Annotated in this window: 14 protein-coding genes and 1 pseudogene; 7 read left to right on the forward strand and 8 right to left on the reverse strand. The window is 61.1% G+C overall.

Translation table 11 applies throughout. The features are described from left to right. Nucleotides 1–527: 527 nt before the first annotated feature. Nucleotides 528–4805, reverse strand: a complete 4278-nt coding sequence (locus EV672_RS09325) for a hypothetical protein (RefSeq protein WP_133608550.1) — start codon at nt 4803–4805, stop codon at nt 528–530. Between the two features lie 306 nt (nt 4806–5111). Next, entirely contained in the window at nt 5112–5795 is a 684-nt protein-coding gene (locus EV672_RS09330; protein ID WP_424923136.1) for an SOS response-associated peptidase, read from the reverse strand. Between the two features lie 10 nt (nt 5796–5805). On the opposite strand from EV672_RS09330, the gene EV672_RS09335 reads away from it, so the two are divergent. Both EV672_RS09335 and EV672_RS09340 read left to right on the forward strand, forming a co-directional pair. Continuing rightward, nucleotides 5806–6234: a LexA family protein gene (locus EV672_RS09335; RefSeq protein ID WP_243738606.1), complete on the forward strand. Its 429-nt coding sequence runs from the start codon at nt 5806–5808 to the stop codon at nt 6232–6234. A 9-nt stretch (nt 6235–6243) separates the two neighbouring features. Further along, on the forward strand, nt 6244–7548 hold the full coding sequence (locus EV672_RS09340; protein ID WP_133608554.1) for a Y-family DNA polymerase: 1305 nt from the start codon (nt 6244–6246) through the stop codon (nt 7546–7548). A 33-nt stretch (nt 7549–7581) separates the two neighbouring features. On the opposite strand, the gene EV672_RS09345 is transcribed toward EV672_RS09340, so the two are convergent. Both EV672_RS09345 and EV672_RS09350 read right to left on the reverse strand, forming a co-directional pair. Beyond that, nucleotides 7582–7995 (reverse strand): hypothetical protein, encoded by a 414-nt coding sequence (locus tag EV672_RS09345; RefSeq protein WP_133608556.1) that lies wholly within the window; start codon nt 7993–7995, stop codon nt 7582–7584. Nucleotides 7996–8021: 26 nt separating this feature from the next. Next, a complete protein-coding gene (locus EV672_RS09350) occupies nt 8022–8639 on the reverse strand; it encodes a hypothetical protein (RefSeq protein WP_133608558.1) in 618 nt (205 codons plus the stop codon). A 222-nt stretch (nt 8640–8861) separates the two neighbouring features. Between EV672_RS09350 and EV672_RS09355 the strand changes: the two genes are divergently transcribed. From EV672_RS09355 to EV672_RS09375, 5 genes and pseudogenes are all read left to right on the forward strand, one after another. Continuing rightward, a complete protein-coding gene (locus tag EV672_RS09355) occupies nt 8862–9113 on the forward strand; it encodes a helix-turn-helix domain-containing protein (protein WP_133608560.1) in 252 nt (83 codons plus the stop codon). 140 nt (nt 9114–9253) lie between these two features. Then, nucleotides 9254–9538, forward strand: coding sequence for a hypothetical protein (locus EV672_RS09360; protein WP_133608562.1), 285 nt, complete (start codon nt 9254–9256; stop codon nt 9536–9538). A 44-nt stretch (nt 9539–9582) separates the two neighbouring features. Beyond that, nucleotides 9583–9828 (forward strand): annotated as a pseudogene (locus EV672_RS19015) (PAAR domain-containing protein); the annotation flags it as partial. A 298-nt stretch (nt 9829–10126) separates the two neighbouring features. Then, on the forward strand, nt 10127–10912 hold the full coding sequence (locus EV672_RS09370) for a hypothetical protein (protein ID WP_133608566.1): 786 nt from the start codon (nt 10127–10129) through the stop codon (nt 10910–10912). Nucleotides 10913–10977: 65 nt separating this feature from the next. Next, nucleotides 10978–11337 carry a hypothetical protein gene (locus EV672_RS09375; RefSeq protein WP_133608568.1) on the forward strand — a complete coding sequence of 120 codons (360 nt, stop codon included), beginning with the start codon at nt 10978–10980 and terminating at the stop codon, nt 11335–11337. Between the two features lie 94 nt (nt 11338–11431). Here EV672_RS09375 and EV672_RS09380 read toward each other — a convergent pair whose 3' ends face one another. The 4 genes from EV672_RS09380 to EV672_RS09395 form a co-directional block, all read right to left on the reverse strand. Then, nucleotides 11432–12562, reverse strand: a complete 1131-nt coding sequence (locus EV672_RS09380) for a hypothetical protein (RefSeq protein WP_133608570.1) — start codon at nt 12560–12562, stop codon at nt 11432–11434. A gap of 389 nt (nt 12563–12951) precedes the next feature. Further along, nucleotides 12952–13776, reverse strand: coding sequence for a DUF3293 domain-containing protein (locus EV672_RS09385; protein WP_166643516.1), 825 nt, complete (start codon nt 13774–13776; stop codon nt 12952–12954). Between the two features lie 41 nt (nt 13777–13817). Beyond that, nucleotides 13818–14972 (reverse strand): hypothetical protein, encoded by a 1155-nt coding sequence (locus EV672_RS09390; RefSeq protein WP_133608574.1) that lies wholly within the window; start codon nt 14970–14972, stop codon nt 13818–13820. Between the two features lie 435 nt (nt 14973–15407). Next, nucleotides 15408–16103 (reverse strand): PA4824 family protein, encoded by a 696-nt coding sequence (locus EV672_RS09395; protein ID WP_133608576.1) that lies wholly within the window; start codon nt 16101–16103, stop codon nt 15408–15410. Nucleotides 16104–16150: the final 47 nt, after the last annotated feature.

A 16150-nucleotide genomic window follows, 5' to 3' on the forward strand; every position in this document is an offset into this window, starting at 1 on the left:
GGGTGTTTTCGCCCCCCTTCAGGTGAATACGCCCGCCGAAAGAAGAAGTGCCGGATTGGTTAGGCATATCATTGCGGTGAAGCAGCGAACGCTTGGACGCCCCTCTACTAGCGGCTCTGACCAGCACGAAGCACTCAAAACAATCAGTGCGTGCTGTGCAGCGACCGCTACTGCTTAGGTGACACGGTAGACGCCGGTCGAACCGAGAGTACGGGAGCTCCCGCTGGGCGAGGTGCTGCCGTCACGCGACATGACGACACTTGAATGTCTGCTGCGTGTTGCATGGGCCGTTCAGAAGCTACAGCTTCAGTGACCGAGTACAGCCTTGACCAGCCCCTGGTAAACGAGCGGCTCTTCTGCAGCGGGTGCTGACGGTGAGCTCCGGCGGTCGTGCTCACGCTGAGTGCCACCAAGCAGTCGTTGGACCCCGCTTCAGACGCTGGGTCGAACGGCAGCAGTACGAGGTACTGCCGCCATCAAACCTCTACGAGGCAGTCCGGACCTCGGGTTCGCTGCCATCGGTCGGCCTAGGCGGTCGAGGGCGAGCCTGCCGCGGTCCCTGAAGCGGCACCGGAGCTTGCTGCACGCTTGGTCTTGCGAGCCGCCTTCCTGGCGTCCTTGACTGCCCTCGGAGCGGCCTTGGTGCGAACCAAAGTGCCATCAGCCTTGAGGGGCTCGGTCGCGTCGATGCCGATGACCCGAAGGCGCAGCTCCGGCCGCTCCGCTTGCAGTTGGAGCGCATCCGAGCGCAGCAGCTCGAGGAGTGCATCGAAGTCCGGCGGGGCTCCTTTGCTGGACGTCTGCTTCAAGACCACGAAGAAGCCCACCGTGGTGTTGCGCTCGCGCATGTAGAGGCCAACAAGCTGGTTGCGAAGCGAGTCCCGATACTCGTCCACTGTCCAGCCGCCTCCGGTGACCTTGAGCTCGAGGGTAACCTTCCAGCCGTTCGCCGCGTCTGAGACAGAAATGTCTCGGCGAGCGTCGTCGGCACCTTGTGGCTCGCGGAAGACGGAGTACCGCTTGCGGCCGACGATCGCCAACTGCCCAGCAAGGTAGAGCTGAAACTCGTCCTCCATGGCCTTGATCGCACCAGCCTCAACGTCCTGGAAGTTGGTTGACAGGAACCTGCGCGGACTGAACTCACCGACCTCCACAACTTCCTTCACGTCCAGGATGTCGTTCTCCACGCGCTGTGCAAACTCCTCCAAGCTGCCAGGCGCGGCCTGAAGGGTGCGCTCGAACTCAAGGTACTCGGCCTCGGTCATCGGGCGCGACCGACGGGCCATGCCCTCGGCGGTCTGCTGTAGCAGATGGAGATAGTAGTTGCGTTCCTGGTCGGACTCGGCGGACGCCCAGAGGTCCTTAATGGCGACGTAGCCGGCAGTGCTTTGTGTGGCCGCAAGCAAGCCAGGTATGCGGTCGCGCGTCCGTTGAGCACGCTCACGTTCGTTGACGACATAGACTTTGTACGCCTCGCGTTCCCTGTCTCCCTCTCGCGGTACGACCCGCACGAGCTCGAGGTATAGCTGCTTGAGCGCGTGCACGGCAGACGGACTCTTCTTCGAGAGTTCCAGCAACTTCGGTCCGCGGCCATCCTCGAGGGTTGTGGCGACAGCAGCGATGAGCGCATCGGCCGCGTCGGCGTCGTTTGCGCGGGCAGCCTGAACCGCATCGAGGAACGCCGTTGAATCAACAGCCATCCAGTTTACCGACCAGATGGCAGCAAGAGGACCGCGAGGGTCTGCCAAGACTCGCTTGCGGGCTTCAAAGCCGAAGACCGCCGAGGACACGAGGCCCTGCTGAACAATCAAGGACAGCACGGCGTCCGTCTGATACTGGTCCAAGTCGCCACCGCATACTGCAGACCAAGCTAGGTCGGCCAGTCCCTTCTGGACGACTGCAGGCGCCTCCTCGAGCAACGTCAGCACCTTGGCCGCTCGCTCTTGTGACACCGCTCCTTTGCCGGCCTGCCGGAGGGTCCGCCTGAAGAACTTGACGGACTGTGCATAGTCGGAGGCGACCAGACGCCAGTACCACTTCGGGACGCCGTTGAGTTCATACAGACCGTAGTCCAAGGCTCGCTGTAGCTCCGCCTTGTTCGCGGGGAGGTGCTCCGTTGCTGCGGTGAACTCGAGGTGCAAGCCTTGGAGGGCGGCAATCGTCAACCAGTAGGTACTTCGTGGGTTGCTTTCGTCTCGACGGGGTGCCTCGTTCCGCCACAGTGCCTTCAGGCCCTGTTCGACAGCCGCGGTCAGCGCTTCGCCGTAGGCCTTGCGAACCTCGGTCAGGTCAACGTCTCCGTAGCGCGACAGGCCACTCGTCGATGAAAGCACCTGAGCGAACCAGGCAAGTGCGTTCGTGTCAGCTCCCGCCTTGATGCCGGACTTGCGCCTCGTGAGGTCCTTTCGAGCCTTATCGCTGACAGGTACGGTCCTCTTCAGCTTTGGGGCAGTTGCCGTCTGCTTCGAACCTCGCTGAAGGGCTGCTTCATGCTGCTCGATCGCGCTGACGAAGTGCGTCGACTTGGCGGCCCGCGCTTCCTCCAAAGTCGGCATGAAGACACCCCGTCCACCATACAGAACACGCCATGCGGCTGCTAGGTCCAAAGGCTTGTCGACACGAAAGAACTCCCGAACCACTGCGGTCCGCATATCACTCGGCGCCTGAAGTGACTCTCGAAGTTCGTCTAGGTCGATGAACGTCGAGTATTCCCTGTCCAGCACCCGACTCTTAAACTTGACAATGAGCACAGCAGTGGACCTTCTGCTCGCTGCGGAGTGCTTGCGCCCGGCCAGTTCGCCGAGCAGCTCTGCGACCACTTCGGCCAGCCACTTCACTTCATGAAGGGCTTCGTGGATGGAGTCATCCGGGTTCGACGGCAATGCAGCGAGGACTGCGTCCAGCAACAGGGAGGTCAGCTCGCACAAGTCGTCTGTCTTGGCACCTGGAGCAACGTCACTCTTGAGGCTGTAGCTCAGCCACTGTTGTCCGTTGCAGTTGGACATTGAGCCGCGAACAAGCTTGGCGATGTCCTTGGCGTCAAAGACGCTCCAAGCACTACTGCTGAGCAGCAGGCGCAAGCTCCTGCCGGAGAGGTCAGTGGCCTTGAGTGCGGCGCTGCGCAGCTTCCTCTTGTCAGCAGCCGTGCCGACCTCGAGAACGTACTCGAGCAAGTCCGCATCCTTGAGGATCTGGTGGTAATCCTGGCCAGCCGCTTTGAACGCGTCGGCAAGTAGCACTGACGAACGCGCGGTTCGCGCAATCTCGAGCAACAACTCGCGGACGTCTTCGTTCGCACTGTGCTCCGCGTACAGCTTCGGAAAGTTTGGCAGCAACGAAGGGGCGCCGGCTTGCCAGTAGTTCTCTGACGTTAGCGTGTAGGCTCCTCGACCGATTCGCTCGCCGCTGCCGATTCTTGAGAGGGCGGCCCTGAGCGCGCGCTCGGCATCTTGAGGCGGCGTCGACCGAAGGTCGCCGAAGAAGGCGACGCACTGCGGGTCCAGCTTCATGCACTCGTCACGAAAGTACTCGTTGAGTGCTGACAGCCAGCCGGCAAGCGGCATGAAGGGTCCAAAGATGCCTCGTTCGCCAGTTGGAGCTATCCAGCCAAGCAACTGCGAAACCTTCAGGGCATCTTCGCGCCCCGCAATCAGCAGCGAGAGACGGCGGGCTGCCAGGTAGAACCGGATGTCGTCCGGCTGAATCTTGACTTGGTGATGGCCCGACTCCTCGAAGAAGTCGCTGCCCAGCAAGTAGGTCAGGTCCGATTCGCGCAACGCACGAACAATCGTCCGGGCGGACAGAGCCAACGGACTGGATTCATCGGACTCAGACGGCAGTTCGATGTTCAAGCGCTCGCAGAGGGTGCTGGCGCAAGCGAGCCGCAATGCCTCGGCGTCCAACTCCTCCCGGGAGGTCTTTGTTAAACGAACGCGGCCGCTGTTCGGCGCATCAAGATGGGCGACAACCGATCGTGCGTAGATTTCGCCCAAGCTCGAGGGCGGATTCGAAAGCAGGTCCAGCTTGGTCAGAAGCTTGCATTTCCCCGGCGTAAGAAGGTGATGTCCCAAGCCCAGGCGATCAGCTTCTTGAACAAGTGCGTCCACGCCCTGAAAGCTGTACGCATCCTCGAGAAGCGTCTTTGCTTGCGTTCGTGACAAAGGAGCGAGGCGATAGACCTTCGCGACTTGCTGCGCTGAAGCTGTCGCGGGCCGCGACACCGTGCTGCTACTTGCAGCTTGCGCCATCGATGAGGGCGCTGCAGCGGTTCTTGCGGTGAGGGGAATCGCCACCTCCAGGGCGTCTTCGATGACCTTGATGACCTCTTGATTCAAGACAGCCGGCCTCGTCGACAGTACCCAAGTGACACTGTCCAAGGAGCCGCGGACGCGGTTGACGAGCTTGCGCAGGCATGCCTTGAGGTCCCTCGGGCCGCCCAGTGCACCCTCGTCGATGGAGTCAACGAACAGGTAGAGCTTTTCGGTCGGTGTCTTGTCCCAGGCTGCAAGTCCTTTGGCTTCTAGTCCCTCCAGAGCGTCATCGACATTCCCGCTGTCCATGAGCTCTCGGACCGCGATAAAGCAGGCATGCGCATTGGCTTCGCGGAGGCTTTGCACCTGCAGACGGAACTCCGAGGTCTTGCCTGAATTTGCGCTTCCCACAAGTACGGAGCACTTGTTTTGGAGTAGCTGAGGCCAGGCCAGAAGCTTCTTAAGCACACGGGCCATGTCGGGGTCAGTGTCGGACCAGTCCTTGCCGCTCACCTCATAGAGCGCCCGGTTCAAGTTGAATAGCTTCTGGGTCACCTTGTGCGTTTCCTCGTGGGAGCCTTCCTCCAATGGCTGATGATGCAGCAGTTGGCACGGGACGCATTTAGGCTATTGGAAAAATAGGGCCAGACGGGTTCAGGATTTCGGGTTTCACCGATGACTCGGCTTTTTACCTCGTGCGAGATCTAAGCGGTCACCCGGCCGACGTCGGCTGTTTGGGCCACCAACTGTTCGCTTTGAGAATGCAGCGGTCGCTCGAGCCAAGAGCGTGTGACCGAGCGGTTTCGCGGACAGCTGACACTCGCTGGCGAAGGGCGAACGTCTCAGATCAGCCTAATGCAGTCAGCTCCCGTGGACTGTAATCAGCTTCTCCGCCGGCAAACACTCCAGCATCACCTCTGGCCGCGCCAAAGCCGGATCCAACCAAGCCTCAAAGCCCCCTTCCTCCAGCACCACAACCATCCGCTTCTCATCCTCCGGACGATGGAAGTTCCTCATCAACGGGTGCTCATCGGCATTGACGGTCAACATGCTCATGCTGCGCACGATGGTGCCGTCGGGCGCCCGCCAACCTGTCCAGATGCCCGCAATCCCCATCGGCTTGCCATCCGCGCGAGCAATGCGCGTGGGCACTGCCCGGCCTGATCGCCAGTCCGGCTCATAAAACGCCTCAGCAGGGATGATGCAGCGCCGTCCCAAGCGCCATGCATCCCGGTAGCTCGGCTTGGTGGCCACGGTCTCACTGCGCGCGTTGTAGGTCTTCTTGGCCAGGCTCGGGTCTTTCGCCCAATGCGGGATCAGTCCGAACGAGCCCGCCATCGCCTCACGCCAAGGGGCGACACCATCGTCTTGCTGAGCTTCCCTTGGGTGGCGGATAAAGATGCCTGCGTACCCTGGCCACACGTCGGCCACCGCGCCAGTCGGCATGGCCACCTTGAACGTGTCGTGCATTCGTTCAGGTTTCGAGACGGCTTCGTAGTGGGCGCACATATGCAACATCGTAGCGAGCACATGTACTGTATGCATGTACAGTTCTATGGATTTCCGCCAACCCGTGCCCCTGTCAGAGTGCAGTCTGGCGCTGCCGCTGGCGGGCGACAAGGTGCAGGCCGGTTTTCCTTCGCCGGCTGAAGACTTCACCGTCAAGCGCATCGACCTGACCCAAGAGCTGGTCACGCACCCCCAGGCCACCTTCTTGCTGCGCGTGAGCGGTGATTCCATGCGCGACGCAGGCATCTTCGACGGCGACATGCTGGTGGTCGACAAGGCGCTCAAGCCCAGGCACGGACAGGTGGTGGTGGCCGTGGTCGATGGCGAGTTCACGGTCAAGCACCTGTACCAGCGTGCCGGGCGGGTCAAGCTGCGCGCGGCCAACGCCACCTACCCCGACATCACCCCTCGCGAGGGCCAGACGCTGGAAGTGTGGGGCGTGGTCACGGCCAGCATCAAGCGGTTTCCCGTCTGAGGTGCTGTGGTGTTTGCGCTGGTCGACGGCAACAACTTCTATGTGAGTTGCGAGCGGGTGTTCCGGCCCAGCCTGAACGACCGCCCGGTGGTCGTGTTGTCGAACAACGATGGCTGTGCCATTGCCCGATCCAACGAGGCCAAGGCCCTGGGCATCAAGATGGGCGAGCCCTGGTTCAAGATCCGCCACCTGGAAGAGCAGGCTGGCCTCGTGGCCCTGTCGGCCAACTTCACGCTGTATGGCGACATGAGCGACCGCATGATGAGCCTGGCCGCAGGCCTGGGGCCAACGCAAGAGATCTACAGCATCGACGAAAGCTTCGTTGGGTTGGACGGCGTCAGGGGTGACCTGGTGGACAGGGCCTGGAAGATACGCGCCCGCATTCATCGATGGATCGGCATCCCGTGCGGGATCGGCATCGCGGGCACTAAGACCCTGGCAAAGCTGGCCAACCACATCGCCAAGACGGCAGAGCGCAAGCCGGGCGTGTACCCCGACGAGCTGGCCACGGTGTGCAACCTTGCTGCACTGAGCGACAAGCAACTGCGCGAGGTGCTCACGGCCACCGAGGTGGGCGAGGTGTGGGGCGTTGGGCGACAGTTGAGCGCCCAGCTCAAGGCCGTGGGCGTGCACACCGTGCACGACTTCGTGCAGTTGCCTGGTGACCTGGTGCGAAGCAAGTGGGGTGTGGTGCTGGAGCGTACCTGGCGTGAGCTGCGGGGCGAGCCCTGCATCGACCTGGACAACGTGCCCGCACCTAAACAGCAGATCGCCTGCACCCGGAGCTTTGGCCAACCCGTGACCGAGCTGAAGCACCTTCAAGAGGCCATCAGCGAGTTCACCACCCGGGCGGCGGAGAAGCTGCGGCGGCAGCACCACCTGGCAGGCCAAGTGCTGGTGTTTGCCAGGACTTCACCCTTCCGGGATGGGCCGCGCTACTCGCGAAGCATCGTGGTGCCGCTGCGCCGACCCACGGCCGACACAAGTGAGCTGACCAATGCCGCGCTCACAGGCCTGAGGGCCATCTATCAGCCTGGCTACAAGCTGGCCAAGGCCGGCGTCATGCTGCTGGATCTGATCCCAGACACCGTGGTTCAGGGCGAGTTGGGCTTTGACGACGCTGTACCAGAGCAACGTGACCGCTCCCGCTTGATGGTGGCCATGGACCAGGTCAATGATCGCTTTGGCAAGCGGACATTGTTGCTGGGCAGCTCAGGCATCGAGCAAGGGGCCGACACCTGGGGCATGAAGCAGGTCAGGCGCACGCCGAGGTACACGACAGACTGGCGAGAGGTGCCGACCGCACGCGCATGAGGGGTGCGGGGCTGTGACCTGCGCGGCACCCGATCAGGCGGCTCTCTGGTGAAGCCTGGCAATCAATTGCCCAACGACCGACTCCACGGCCTGATGCAAAGCAGGCGATTGCTTGCCAAAGGCACTTTGCTGAAGATCCGGGAATGCCTTGTTGAGCGGCCAGATCAGGTCGGGGAATGGATAGGTCTTGCGCGACACCCAGTTCGGGACGAAGTTGATGTACAGCTCGGTCGAGAAGTTGACGATGCCGAGCCAGTGGCTGGTGATGGCCGGGGAGTAGATCAGGGCCAGCTTGTTGCCTGCCCGCACCCCAAAGTCGCCCGAGTACTGAAGGCTGCCTTCGATGCCATCGTCGCGGCGGTACCAGACCTCCCGGAGCTCTTGACCGTAGGAGAAGTTGCGACGGCCTTCAATGGCCGTGACCATCAGTGATTGCACTTGGACCATGATTCGTTCTCAATCGGAAAAAAGACTCACTGGTTCTGTTGCCGTGGGATCGGCACCAGATCAATCAGCTTGACCCACTTCTCGTAGGGTTTGCCATCCACCTCGGTCTGCACCTTGGCCATGGGTACCTTGACCTCGACCACCATGCCCAGATTGGTTTGGTCGCCGAAGGCGTACCGCTTGGGGTAGCCCCAGGCCGCCTTGACCAAGCTGCCGTTGCCGAAATGCTTGAACGCCACAAAAGGATCTTTGGGCCGGTCGGTGGTGTAGTTGTCGGCGGGGCTGATTTCGATGCCGAACATCGGCATTTGGCCCATCACCTGCTCGGGGGTGGTTGGGCGTGCATGGCAAGCCAGCCGGGTCAGGTTGACCAACTCGGTGGTCTCGTTGATGGGGTACTCGTAGGTGCCGCCGCCCTTGGCCTTGCAGAAGATCTTGAACCAGTCCACGGCCGCTTCCATCATCTTGCGGCGGTCGTTGTTCAGTGTGTGGCGGTACAGGTTCAAGCCACCGCCGTCACGATGCCATGTCTCGGCAACAGCAGGCTTCTTCTCGTCAGGCACGTAGGTGATGGTGGGCGCGGCGAAGGCCTTCTGCACAAAGGGCAGGTAGTCCAGATCGGCGGATTCCTTGGCCAACTTCATGCGGTCTGCGCCTCGCACACACAGGAACGTGCCGCCGCCATCGCCCATGGACCAGGGGGAGTCGATGCCAAGAAATGCGTGGGCCGTAGCGGCGCTGGCGGCGAGCGCAGATGCAGCCAGAATGCGCAAAGCGATTCGCTTCTTCACCTTGAATTCCTATTATTGTGTGAAGACAAATATTAGCTGAAACGCGAAATTCTTCCAACTATTGGAGGAATTTTCTTGGAAGTCGGGACAGCGTTCGGTAAAGTATTGAGGCGGTTGCGCAAGCAGGCCGGGCTCAGCCAGGAGCAGTTGGGCCTGGATGCCGATCTGATGCGCAACTACATCAGCATTCTTGAGTTGGGGCAGCAGCAGCCAACGATCAAGACCTTGTTCAAACTGTCCGTCCCTCTGAAACGGAGACCCTCCGAAATCGTGGCACTGGTCGAGGATGAAATCCTTGCCGATGCCGCAAGCTCGACAAAAGACTGAATCCCTCTGAACAGCCAGTGCCCTGATGGGCGTTCTCACTGGCCACTCTCCTTGTCCATGACCGCTGGCTCTGGTCCATGCGGGTGAGGGCAGCGCTTTGGCCGATCGCGCTCGTTGGTCGGCATCAGCAGGAGAACCAAATGGATTCAAAGTTCTGGAGCAATGACCCGAAGGACAACCACCGCATCTTCCGGGACCGCAAGGGCCGAATGGTGGTCAAGGTCGTCACACCGGGGGGCGTGGTGGCCATCATTGGCGCAGACATCCCTGTCACTACGATCGCTGCCTTGAAGCACAAGATCCACAGTCGGATCTTGGCGCGTAGGGAAGCCAACAAGATGGTGGGAATCGATCCCATGCGTCTACGGTTTCTGCCTGAAGACGATGGGGACACGAGGGCTAACGATCTGTTGCCATCGGACTGATCGGCGCTGCTACATTCCTCACCAAATCAAACTGAGGGAAGCGCATGAGCAGACCGTTCATCGTGATCGGCGATCGGACCGATCATGGGGGCGTGGTCGTGGGGTCAACCATGACCACGGATACCCACGGCAAACGACTGGCCCGAGTGGGTGACCAGGTCACTTGCCCGAAAAAGGGCCATGGCACGACGGTCATCGTGACCGGCGATCCGACCATGATCGTAGACGGCGCACCGGTTGCAAGGCACGGCGACAAGTGCGCTTGCGGAGCCACCTTGATATCCAGCCAAGTGGTGTCAAGGGTAGGGGGTGGCGGTGGTGGTGCATCAGCACATGGCAGCGAAAGCAGCTCTGCAACTGGCACCTCCAAGGTGGGCGATAGGCCAGCGCAGCAGGCCTCTACCTTTGACCAGCACTTTGTCTTGACCTGCTCGCTGACCGACATGCCCCTGGCTCATCAGCCGTATCGGCTACGCGCGGGTGGCAGAGTAGTAGAGGGCGTCACCGATGAAAGCGGAAAGACAGCGTTGATCATGACGGGTGATGCCGCAGGCGAGGTCACATGCGAAATCTTGGGGGATGCGCGTCATGGCTAACGGCTCAGCAGTCAAGCTGATCACCACCACTTCCGGACGATCGACCATCAACGCTGACACCAGGCCTGTTGCTGCGACAGGCAGTGAACTGGAACTTGCCATCAAGGCATTCCAGGTCGAGGTGGCAGGGTTTGCGCAGTCCATGATCAAGGACCCGGCAGCCAGGGCTGAGTACGTCAAGCAATCGCGTGCTGCATGTGACGAGATCACCGCCAAGGTCAAGGCGGGGCAGATCACACCCCATGAGGGCGCCAAGACGGCCAACGAAATGCGCAATCAGGTCATGGTGGCGGCTCGCGCCAAGCTCACGGACCTAGGGGCCGCCATCTCATCAGGCATCAAGAAGGATGGGTTGCTGCTGGCTGACTTACAGGAGCGTTATGCGGGTAGGCGCTTCCGCCGGGTGTTTTCTGCACTCAGCCAGGCAGAGAAGGAGCTCGTATGGATGGACATCGTCCATGCGGCAGGAGGCCCGCGCCAGAAGATGAATGCAGGCGCAAAGTGGTTTGGTCGCGCAGGGCGCGGACTGTTGGTGTTCACGTTCGCGATTGCTGTGTACAACGTGATCGAAGCCGAAGATCGCACCCGGCAGGCCGCCAAGGAGGGGGTAGCCCTGGGCGCAGGTGCCGTTGGTGGCATTGGTGCTGGTGCGGCCGTTGCGTTTGCAATGAGCGGGCCACCCGGTTGGATTGTCGGCATCAGCATGTTCGCTGGTGCGGCTTTGCTTGGGGTAGGCTCGGCAGAAGTTTTTGATTATTTTTGGCCGGAGTCGAAGTGAAGCGAGTCGACAAGTTTGCTTTGGAGCCCCGAGACCCCGTGCGGGATCGGGAGTCCACGACCACGATGCTGCTGGTCGATGGCAGGCCCGCTGGCGTTGCTCTGGAAGGGTTGCAACTTGTCGATCAGTTCGAGACTGAAAACGGGTACCTCCTTGTCACTGACTACAACGACCCGTGGGAAGAGTTGACGGTGGTCACCTTGCTGGATGCAGGTCTGAAGCCGGTCGCCAAAAAACAGCTCGGTCGGTTTTTCTATGTCTTTCCATCACGCACCTTTGCAGCCAAGCGCATCGACGTCGATGGCGATGCTTTGGTGATGCAGGGCAGCAGCCCCGAAGAGGGGCGATACCGCGTGGAGGTCAGGCGCTCACCGGCCTGGCTGGGGGCCAGGTTGAAGTTGCGCGCTGCGTGGTTTGCGAGTTGAAGGGCAGCGCAGCTAGGGGCAGGCGATTGCTCGTGAGACAGAGCGCCGACTCGTTGGGTCTGCACTCTGTCTCAAGGACCGGAGACTCCTCGAATCAGTCCAAAGATTGAGCTGACATGCGTTCCTTCGCCAATCGTTTGGCCTCAGCCATTTGGCGGCGTGGCAGTTGCGGCAGTTCGATGCCTTCCTCTCCGTCCACGAAGAGTGGGCCACCGAAGTCACTGTCATAGAACTCGCCATGATGTGAGCCGCCGTCGTGACGTGCCGCAAGCGTCGATCTGGTCAGGTCATGTCCATGCGCCAGCGCGATGTATTGCCAAGCCCAAGCCTCAATCTGCTTCTCGTCTTCCAGTGCGCGTTCTGCGAGTGCGCGCAAGTGGTAAGCGTCCCCGGCGATGGCCAACTGCTGCATGGCATCCACATCGCCTTCGCTGGCCAACTCTTCCAATGATTCAAGGTCATGCTGGCCCGCAACCCTGAGCCATTTGTGACGCGCTGAAGCATCAGGTGCCGCTTGGGCCATGCGCTTGGCATCGACCGGGCCCGACAATCTGTCCGCCAACTCAAAGAAGCTGGGGTCTTCAAAGGCCTCCGCGTATTCCAAGGCGGCTGCTCGGACGCCGCCTTGCGCGGCAGCCTTCAGATGGGCTTGGTACAGCGGATAGTGCTGCGCCTGACCAAGGTACTCGTCGACCCACTTTGTCTCCTGCGCCGTGAGAGTGCGCCCTTTGAGCGACTCGTCGTAGAGGTAGGGGTTGGGGCGCTTGCACCGGTAAATCGCGGCCAGGCGGTGATGGGCCTGAGCATCTCCAGCCGAGGCAGCAGCGCTCAGTTGGGAGATGAACAGAGGGGACTGGGGCAAGCCGGCCGGCAGGCGCAGCCCTGCGAGCCGAAGCCGATCAAATGCGGCCTTCTCAACCTTGCCAAGCCGCGCTGCCTGCACAGCATTCAAAACGAGGGTGCCGAGCTGCGGCGCAGATGCGGGTTCCAGCCCCAGTTGAAGCGCCCTGGCCGCCACCAAGGTGTGGGTGGTTTCCGGGCGCTCGCCAACTGCGTCGACTGGGCCATCTGGGCTGTCGGTGAGCCAGTATCGGGTGGTGAACGAAGCCCAGGTGCCCTGCCCGAAAGCCGAGGCCAGCAGTTCGTAGGTGTGGGTGGATTTGAGTGCGAAGCCGGCGCCTTTGGCTTGCTCGCGGATGCGGTGCACGATGTTGGAAACAGTCATGGTCATTCTTTCATTGATGCCCTGTCTCGCTGGGAGGAATGCACGCGTTTAAGCACCCTGCGAGGAGTGGGCGAAAGAAAGCCGACCGATGTGGTGCAGCCATTCAATGACGAGAGAACCTTGTTTTACTCGCGTGCAAGTAGGGCGGGTGCCTGCTTGCATTTTAAGGGGTATCTGAGTGATGTCATCCCCTGGCTTCGGTGGCGGCATTTGCCATCTGCGGGGCCCGCCTTCGTCTCTTGGCGACGGTGGCCGAAACACGACATGTTGGTGACAACTTTCCCGGACTTCAAGTCCGGGAAAGTTGGAATCGCCGGCCTAAATTCCAGCCGTTGGCCATGCCGTGGGGCAATCGCTGGCAACCCCAAGGCCAATCAAGGCTTCGGCCCTCACATGAGTAGAACCAGGTGGGGAATGGCGTCAGCGCCGCACCAAAGTACAGCGTTTTGACGGAAGCGCATACCCAGGCGCTTGCTGGCATCCAGCGGCAGGTTCAGCGCCAAGACACTGGGCTCAGCGGACCACCTGCCCAATGGATGGCGCCCTTCGCCCAGCCGGTAAACCACCTTGTGCTGATCCAGGGTCTGAAGCAACGATGCTTGGCGTGTCTCGTTGTCCTGGTCCTCATGGGCGGCGCTGTACGGGTTGTACGCCGTGACAAAGGCGGCGCATTGGATGCCTCGCTCCTGAAACAGATGGGCCAGTGGCTCGCATGCCTGGCCAACGCGCATCGTGAATGTGCGCTCCTGGGTGTCGCCTTCGGATGCAAACACCTTGTAGTCGGTTTCCAAATAGGCATTCACCAACTCTGGATTGAGAGCGGTGGGCCGGTCGAAAAGAATGAAGGTCGAAGCTGTGGTCATGGCTTGGCGGGCAGCGGAAGCAGGTCTGGGGTTTGCGTTGTAGGAAGCGAGCGGGTTGAACGGTCTGTCGATGGCCTCCTTCTTGGCATCTTCGCGGCGAATCAAAGCCACGGCTGTATGAAGTTGGCGAATCACGGGCTCTGGGGTATCGGTGAAGAAGGTAGAGAGGTGTTCGATGAACTCATCGACCTCCTCAACGTCGACCAGCACGGCCGAACTGCCACCGGGCCAATTTCCCTTTGCAAAGGTCAGGGCACCAGCCGGCGTATTGAGCGTGACGGAGGTCTGGCTGACGTCGATGATGGGCCAACGAATATCCAAGGTGACGGACTCACCCATGATGGACAGCATGTAATCCCACCCGTCCCATGGTGACGACTTTTGCTTCTTGCTCATTGGCCAACCCTGTCAATGACGTCCAGACAATCGACGATGGCCTCGATCACGCCAGCGGGGGCAGGGCGGCCGTCGAATTCTTTGGCCGGGCGGATGCGCGCCAAAACAGATTGCCCAGATTCTGGTGGTTCTTCTGCGAGGTGCAGCCGCCAGTTGCCGTCACCAAGGTGTGTGCCGGCGAGGATGTGGTCGCTTTTTGAGGGCTGCGACAACTCGAATTCAGAAGCCCCTTGCACCCACGATGATGGTTTCAAAGGGGAGAGGATCCAGCCCTTGGTACGCACCCGCTGGTGAACCTTGGCTGTCGCCTCGGTGGAATTCACTTGAAAGCGATTCAGCCACTCCACCGGGGTGCGCGGCAGCGCTTCCTTTGCGACATGAATCACCAACTGCCGACGCCGAAACTCAAATGGCAGGGGGATCGATGTTCCCGACTTGACCCATTTGTTCGAGCCGTTCAAAACCCATTCGTTCACGTGTCGCTGATCGAGCATGCGACGCAGGTGGTTGGCTGTGGCGCCAGCGATGCAAACCCACGCGGTGAAGCGCCAGGTCGAATTCAGCGCAGCCAGTACCATCTGATCGGCCTCTCGCTCAGACTTCGGTGACTTCTCAACCTCGACTGAATAGAAAGCGTCATTGTGGCCAAGGACAAGGTCGACGATTTTGACGGGCTGCTCAGCCGTCTGGCTGCGGCGAATGGTGTAGTCCGTGTCGATCAACTCGCCGCCCCCGCAAATCCAGTGAGCTGCGATTTCAGAGCACAACAGGTCGTGTTCAGCTTGCGGCAGGCCAGAAACTCGGGGCCCTGTGTCGTATCGATACTCCACAAAATCTTCGGACAACCGCTCGGCTTTCAGCACGCCAAATGGCCCGAGCTTGTAAACCACGCCGCGTGGTGCGCGGCTGCAGAAATCGACCTGGCATTCTTGAAGAATCTTCTGGGCGACCAGTTTGTCCACCAGTTTTTTGGCATTCGACGTGTCGCTGCCAAGCAGCGCCGCGATGCCTGGCGTCGCTGCAATGTGGCACTTGTGGATCAAGTTCACCACCTTGGCGACCTTCTGTTCATGGATCTGCTGGGCCTCGGCCCCGGCCACCAGGTTCTTCAAGCGAACCTTCATCACGTAATCGATGCGGGGCTCGATCATGATGACCTCCCGGGTCGGTGGAGGCAGCGGTCAAGGGCGCGGCCGCAGGCCGCGCTTGCGAAGCCCTTGACGGCTGACGGAGCCGAAGACGCTACACAGCGAGGCGGAGCTGAACGCAGTGCGGGCAGCTCCGATCGAGCCCCCGCCGGGCGGTGAAGCGCCCCCCTCCACGGGCCGTGGAGGGGCGGGGGGGAGGCCTGTTTCGCGGGGGCCGAACCCCTCAAAAACCGTTTCCGCAACGCGTCGTCCAAGGGAGCATTTCCCCAGGAAAGCGCCTGCCTACTTTTCGAGCAGATGCGGAGACGATCTTGTCCTAAGTGATTGATGGGCTTGGATAAAGCCGTGAACTTGAAAACCGGCGAGGGTTTGCGCCCTCCGTGAGTTCGAATCTCACCGCACCCGCCATCTGGCACAGGCCACGCGGCGCAGTTGTGCTCAGAACAATTCGTCGGGCGTGAAGCGCAGGCCCATCGAGATCCAGCGGGTGTTGCTTGGCCCTGCCATTTGCTGGCCCACGGTCAGGTCCACCTGGACGCGGTTGGGCACGATGGCCAGGCGGCCACCGATCTGAGCGTAGGGGTTGTGGCGGTGGTCGCCAAAGGCTTCGGCGATCAGCATCACCCGTTGCGCCGTCTGAAACTCGGCGCCGAGGCCCCAGGTGGCGTTGTTGCGGTGTGTGGTGCGCTCCTTGAGCCAGCCGACGTTGGCGTGCACCACCACGCGGTCATCCTGGAAGGAAAACGACATCGGCACGTAGGCGTAGGTGTTGCCCAACAGGTTGGGCCCTGGACTGATTTCCGGGTGGCGCACGGTGCCCACGCCCAGACCCCAACCCCAGCCGTTGGTGCTCAGTGGGCGAAAGAGGGTTTTGAGCTGGAAGACGAAATCGCTGGTGCCGTGCTCGCCGCTGTTGCGCGCGCGGCCGCCGCCCACGGTGAACTCGAGGTTGCCCGTCGGGTTGCAGGCGGGCAGGGCCCAGACCTCGTGGCTGTCTTTGTACGAGCGCACCCAGGTTTCCAGCTGGCAGCTGCCCTGCGTGGTCAGGCGCGCGTCGTCGGTGACAAAGGGGCGCGCAGACATGGCTTCCAGTGGCAGCCAGGCGCCCAGCAAGACGAGTGTGGAAAATCGCATGGGCAGCATGCTAACGCCAGCGTGTGAATGTCTTGTGGAAGGTGGCG

The organism is Aquabacterium commune, assembly GCF_004362855.1.
Classification (GTDB): domain Bacteria; phylum Pseudomonadota; class Gammaproteobacteria; order Burkholderiales; family Burkholderiaceae_C; genus Aquabacterium; species Aquabacterium commune.

What these genes read in the sequence shown, in the direction of transcription:
- EV672_RS09330 (WP_424923136.1), bottom strand. Translation starts at nt 5,795, where the DNA reads ATGCATACAGTACATGTGCTCGCTACGATGTTGCATATGTGCGCCCAC.
- EV672_RS09375 (WP_133608568.1), top strand. Translation starts at nt 10,978, where the DNA reads ATGCTGCTGGTCGATGGCAGGCCCGCTGGCGTTGCTCTGGAAGGGTTG.
- EV672_RS09360 (WP_133608562.1), top strand. Translation starts at nt 9,254, where the DNA reads ATGGATTCAAAGTTCTGGAGCAATGACCCGAAGGACAACCACCGCATC.
- EV672_RS09390 (WP_133608574.1), bottom strand. Translation starts at nt 14,972, where the DNA reads ATGATCGAGCCCCGCATCGATTACGTGATGAAGGTTCGCTTGAAGAAC.
- EV672_RS09395 (WP_133608576.1), bottom strand. Translation starts at nt 16,103, where the DNA reads ATGCGATTTTCCACACTCGTCTTGCTGGGCGCCTGGCTGCCACTGGAA.
- EV672_RS09335 (WP_243738606.1), top strand. Translation starts at nt 5,806, where the DNA reads ATGGATTTCCGCCAACCCGTGCCCCTGTCAGAGTGCAGTCTGGCGCTG.
- EV672_RS09380 (WP_133608570.1), bottom strand. Translation starts at nt 12,562, where the DNA reads ATGACTGTTTCCAACATCGTGCACCGCATCCGCGAGCAAGCCAAAGGC.
- EV672_RS09345 (WP_133608556.1), bottom strand. Translation starts at nt 7,995, where the DNA reads ATGGTCCAAGTGCAATCACTGATGGTCACGGCCATTGAAGGCCGTCGC.
- EV672_RS09370 (WP_133608566.1), top strand. Translation starts at nt 10,127, where the DNA reads ATGGCTAACGGCTCAGCAGTCAAGCTGATCACCACCACTTCCGGACGA.
- EV672_RS09350 (WP_133608558.1), bottom strand. Translation starts at nt 8,639, where the DNA reads ATGAAGTTGGCCAAGGAATCCGCCGATCTGGACTACCTGCCCTTTGTG.
- EV672_RS09385 (WP_166643516.1), bottom strand. Translation starts at nt 13,776, where the DNA reads ATGCTGTCCATCATGGGTGAGTCCGTCACCTTGGATATTCGTTGGCCC.